The 5,088-nt window shown below is 27.5% G+C and carries 4 protein-coding genes and 1 pseudogene; 4 read left to right on the top strand and 1 reads right to left on the bottom strand.

Annotated elements, in window-relative coordinates:
* Positions 1-147: 147 nt before the first annotated feature.
* Positions 148-729: a peptide deformylase gene (gene def, locus EHV01_RS03145; RefSeq protein ID WP_422066163.1), complete on the bottom strand. Its 582-nt coding sequence runs from the start codon at positions 727-729 to the stop codon at positions 148-150.
* A 94-nt stretch (positions 730-823) separates the two neighbouring features.
* Between def and rsmD the strand changes: the two are divergent.
* From rsmD to argS, 4 genes and pseudogenes are all read left to right on the top strand, one after another.
* Positions 824-1,393: pseudogene (gene rsmD / locus EHV01_RS03140) on the top strand (16S rRNA (guanine(966)-N(2))-methyltransferase RsmD); the annotation flags it as partial.
* Between the two features lies 1 nt (position 1,394).
* Positions 1,395-1,970, top strand: coding sequence for a guanylate kinase (gene gmk / locus EHV01_RS03135; RefSeq protein WP_415745760.1), 576 nt, complete (start codon positions 1,395-1,397; stop codon positions 1,968-1,970).
* 17 nt (positions 1,971-1,987) lie between these two features.
* On the top strand, positions 1,988-3,259 hold the full coding sequence (rsmB, locus tag EHV01_RS03130) for a 16S rRNA (cytosine(967)-C(5))-methyltransferase RsmB (RefSeq protein ID WP_422066162.1): 1,272 nt from the start codon (positions 1,988-1,990) through the stop codon (positions 3,257-3,259).
* A gap of 53 nt (positions 3,260-3,312) precedes the next feature.
* Complete coding sequence (gene argS / locus EHV01_RS03125) at positions 3,313-4,989, top strand: arginine--tRNA ligase (RefSeq protein WP_422066161.1); 1,677 nt, start codon at positions 3,313-3,315, stop codon at positions 4,987-4,989.
* Positions 4,990-5,088 lie beyond the last annotated feature (99 nt).

Here is a 5,088-nt window from a genome sequence, read left to right as displayed (position 1 = left end):
AAWMATAAAATAAAAGATATTTTTGCTTTAATTTTTATAAAAAATCTTTACAAATTTAAAAAGCTTGATTTTACAGTTTATAAAGTGCTACACTTCATAGTACAATTTACAAACTAAATAAAAACTGGTATTACCAGTTTTTATTTTTTATAAAATAATTCAATCACTTTTTTTTGTTCAAGGTGCTTTTTTATTAATTAAATCATAATATAATTTACCTTCTAAATGTGCTTGTTCATGTTGAAAAACAATTGCTTCATAACTACGGGCAGTAATTGTTACTTGTTGTTGTTTTAAATAATCATAACCTTCAATAATAATTCGAAAACTACGAGGGACAAAACCTTCTTTATCACCATTAACGCTTAAACAACCTTCGCCTTCTTCTATACAAGCTATTTGTTCACTTTTTCCAATAATTTTAGGATTAATCATTGCATGTTCAATTATTTTTTTATCTCCTGTTTCGTCATCTGTCTCTTCAATTCGAATATAATACATTTTAAGATTATGTCCAATTTGAGGAGCGGCTAAACCAACAGCTGGTCTAATTGTATGACCACTATTTTTTTGCGGATCTTGGGAATATCTTACAAAATCAATTAATTTTTGCATTACAAGTTCATTTTCAGGTGCTAATGGTAAAGAGACATCAATTGATGGTTGTCGAATTGACGGTGTATCATCAAATACTAGTCAGTCTTTAGTTGGTATTTCATTTTGCAACACTAAAAATCACCTCTTAAAAAAATTATAACATATTCAGCAATTATTAAAGAAAATTCTAAAGTTTTAGTATAATAAAAAAAGAAAGAAAAGGGTTAAGAAGATGCGCGTAATTAGTGGAAAATATAAGGGTTATAAAATTAAAACATTAGATGGAATGAATACCCGGCCAATGACGGCACGTGTTAAAGAAGATACATTTAATATTTTAGATAATTATTTTATTTATGAAAATAAAATTGGATTAGATATTTTTGCTGGAAGTGGTCAATTAGGAATTGAAGGGTTATCACGGGGGTTACAACAATGTTATTTTAATGATTTGCGCCAAGGTGCCTCCAAAATTATTGAAACTAATTTAAATAACTTAAAAATAAATAATGCAAAAGTATTAAATTATGATTATAAAGTTTTATTAAATTGAATGATACAACAGAAAGTATTAATTGATATTTTATTTTTAGACCCACCTTTTAAGCAAATTGAGTATTATTATGATATTATTACTATAATATTAAATAACAATATTATCAATAACTATGGAATAATAGTTTGTGAATCAAATCAAATGTTGTCATTTGATCAATTTAATTTAGTTATGTTACGTTGTAAAACATATAAAAAAAAGTATTTGTATATATTAAGATTAGAAAAAGGAGAACGTTAATGTGCAGAAAGAGGGTTTTTTAATTATTTTTTCTGGCCCATCAGGAGTCGGGAAAGGGACAATATGCCAAGAACTTTTTAAATATGAAGAGTTGAATTTGGCTTATTCAGTTTCAATGACAACAAGAACAAAAAGGCAGGATGAAGTTGAAGGGGTAAATTATTTTTTTGTTGACCGACCAACATTTGAAGCTGCAATTAAAAATGATGAATTATTAGAATATGCTGATTTTGTCGGTAATTATTATGGTACGCCAAAATCATATTGTATTGAACAAATTAATAATGGAAAAAATGTTTTATTAGAAATTGAAGTACAAGGTGCAACACAAGTGTTACAGAAAGTAACTGATGCAGTTTCAATTTTTTTAATTCCACCAAGTTTAGAGGAATTAGAAAAACGAATTCGAGGCCGAAAAAGTGAACCCGAAGAAGTATTACAAGCACGATTAGCAAAAGCAGCTGATGAACTTCCATTGCAAAGTAATTATAATTATGTTGTGGTAAATAACACTGTAGAACAAGCAGTTGCAGAAATTAAAACAATTTTAGAACAAGAAATTGCTAATCGTTCGTAAGTTTAAAGGATTAAAAAATGCAAGCAAGAGAAATAGCATGAAATATCTTATGAAAAATTTTTGCAAAAAACAAGTTTAGTAATCATTTATTATCAAATATTGTAGAACAAAATGATGATTTTACTGACCAAGATAAAACTTTAATTTATCGAATTGTTTATGGTACTTTAAAAAATAAATTGTATTTAGAATATATTGCTAATCAATTTATTGAATCCAAAAAAACTAATCAAAAATTACAAGTTTTATTATGAATGAGTATTTATCAATTTCGTTTTTTAGATCGTATCCCTAATTATGCAATTGTTAATGAAGCTGTTAATATTAGTAAAAATCTAAATCCAAAGTATGCTGGTTTTATTAATGCTACGTTAAAAAAATTTTTTGTCAGTAAAGATGAGCTTTTTGAAATTAATATTGCTGATGAAACAAAAAAATTAAGTATTAAATATAGTTTTCCATCATCATTATATTTAATTCTTCGTAATGAATATAGTGAAGATATTGCTCAGCAAGTAATGGTTGATAGTTTAACAATTCCAAAACTTTCATTTCGCGTTAATACCCTAAAAATTAGTCGAGATGAATTATTAGCTCAATATTCAAATTATAATTTAACAAAAAGTTTAGTATCTTCTGTAGGTGTCATTGCCGATAAACCAATTGTTAATTCAGAAATGTTTAAAAAAGGTTTAATTTTTATTCAAGATGAAATGAGTATGCGCATTGCAGAAGTATTAAATCCGCAAGAAACTGATCGCGTGTTAGACATGTGCAGTGCACCGGGTGGTAAAACAACACATTTAAGTCAAATCATGAACAACAAAGGGATTATTGATGCATATGATATTAGTGAAAAGAAGATTAATTTAATTAAAATGAATGCTAGTCGATTAGGAATTACGAATATTTATCCACATTTATTAGATGCTAGAAAAATTAATCCTGAAATTCAATATGATAAAATTCTTTGTGATGCCCCCTGCAGTGGTTTAGGGGTAATTAAACGAAAACCAGAAATTAAATATCATACTTTGACTAATCAAGAATTAGCAAATTTAGTTGAGATTCAAGAACAATTATTAGATAAAGCTTATCAATTGTTAAAACCAGGTGGAATTTTGGTTTATTCTACTTGTACTTTTGGAGGATATGAAAATACTGTTCAAATCCGCAATTTTTTAGCAAAACATCCGGATTTAAAAATTATTGCAACAGAACAAATTTTTGGTTATGAAAATAATACTGATGGATTTTATTATTGTAAAATTAGAAAAAAAGATAAGTAATTATAAAAACTATGTAAAATATATATAAATAAAAGAAGAAAGGAACCACAATTATGAATACGAATGTTAAATTAATTGAAAATCTGTTAGAAGAGTACTTAAAGGCAAATAATTTAACAACACCAGTGATGGTTGAAAAACCACGTCAAGAAGGATTTGGCCATTTATCAACCAATTTGGCTTTGTTACTAGCAAAAAAATTAAAAAAGGCACCAAATAAAATTGCTGAAGAAGTTATTGCTTTTATTGAAAAAAATAATAAATCATATTTTAAAAAAATTGAAATTGCTGGTGCGGGATTTATTAATTTTACCTTAGCTGATGATCAGTTACATCAAGTTATTAATGAGGTTTTAAAACGAGAAGAAAAATATGGATATTCAGCTCCAAAGAATTTTACTTATAATTTAGAAATTGTTTCAGCTAATCCAACGGGATTTTTACATATTGGTCATGCTCGGAATGGTGCCATTGGTGATAGTGTTGCTCGCATTTTACGAGCAGCTGGTTATCATGTTCAAACTGAATATTATGTTAATGATGCTGGTAATCAAATAAATACTTTAGCAGTGACGGTTTTTGTTAGTTATTTAAATTTATTGGGTAAAAAAACCGAATTACCTCCTGATGCATATCTTGGCGATATGTATGCTGATGTTGCACAATATTTTGTTGACAATTATCAAGATAAATTTATTAATTTAACTTTTGATAAGGATTATAAAATTAGTGATCCAAAGGTACATGAAATGTTTCGCAAAAAATCAGTTGATTTATTTTTAGATATTATTAAAAAGCAATTAAAATTATTTCGAGTTGATATTGAATATTATTCTTCTGAAGCTGCAATGTACGAGGGAGGAAAAATTGATGCAACATTAGCCAAATATGCCAAATTGGGAAAAACTTATGAACAAGATGGTGCACTATGATTAAAAACAACCGACTTTGGTGATGATAAAGATCGTGTTTTAGTTAAATCAAATGGTGATTTAACTTATATTACTCCTGATTTAGCATCACATAATGAACGTTTAATGCGAAGCAAAGCAGATAAATTGGTTAATTTTTGAGGTGGTGATCATCACGGTTATATTGTACGAATGTTAGCGGGGTTACAGTTATTAGGGTATAAAAAAGACATTTTAGATATTGATATGATTCAAATGGTACGGTTAATTAAAGACGGTGCTGAATATAAAATGAGTAAACGAAAAGGGACAGCAGTTTGATTAATTGACTTAATTGAAGAAATTGGAGTTGACCCAATTCGTTATATGTTAGCTTCAAAAAGTGCTCAAAGTCATATGGACTTAGATATTGGTATTTTAAAAGAGCATTCTTCAAAAAACCCTGTTTATTATGCACAATATGCAACAGCGCGTTGTAATAGCGTGCTAAAACAAGCCAAAATGAGCAAAATTAATATTACGGATGTTAAAACCTTTGAATTATTAACGTCACAAAAAGAATTAGACCTTTTAAATGAGATTGATTTATTTAATCGTTGCATTGAAGGAGCAGCAAAATTACGTCAACCACATCTTGTCTGTGATTATGTGCAAAATGTTGCGCGGCAATTCCATTCATATTATAATGAATGAAAAGTTATTAATTTAGATAACTTAGAATTAACAAAACAGCGTTTAGTATTTATTAAAGTAATTTATCAAGTTTTATCAAATGCCTTTAATTTATTAGGGGTTAATGTTATTGAACAGATGCTTTAATTTTGTCGAAAACTCTTGATGAAATAAAAAAAATCATCAATATGACAATTTGAAAACTAATTTTGTGTAAGATTATGATTTTGCTTTAAATTTTTTAAW

This window comes from Spiroplasma sp. hy2 (assembly GCF_044714365.1).
Classification (GTDB): domain Bacteria; phylum Bacillota_I; class Bacilli_A; order Mycoplasmatales; family Mycoplasmataceae; genus Spiroplasma; species Spiroplasma phoeniceum.
The sequence above is the reverse complement of the archived record's forward strand: the minus strand, read 5'-3'. Positions and strand labels throughout refer to the sequence as shown.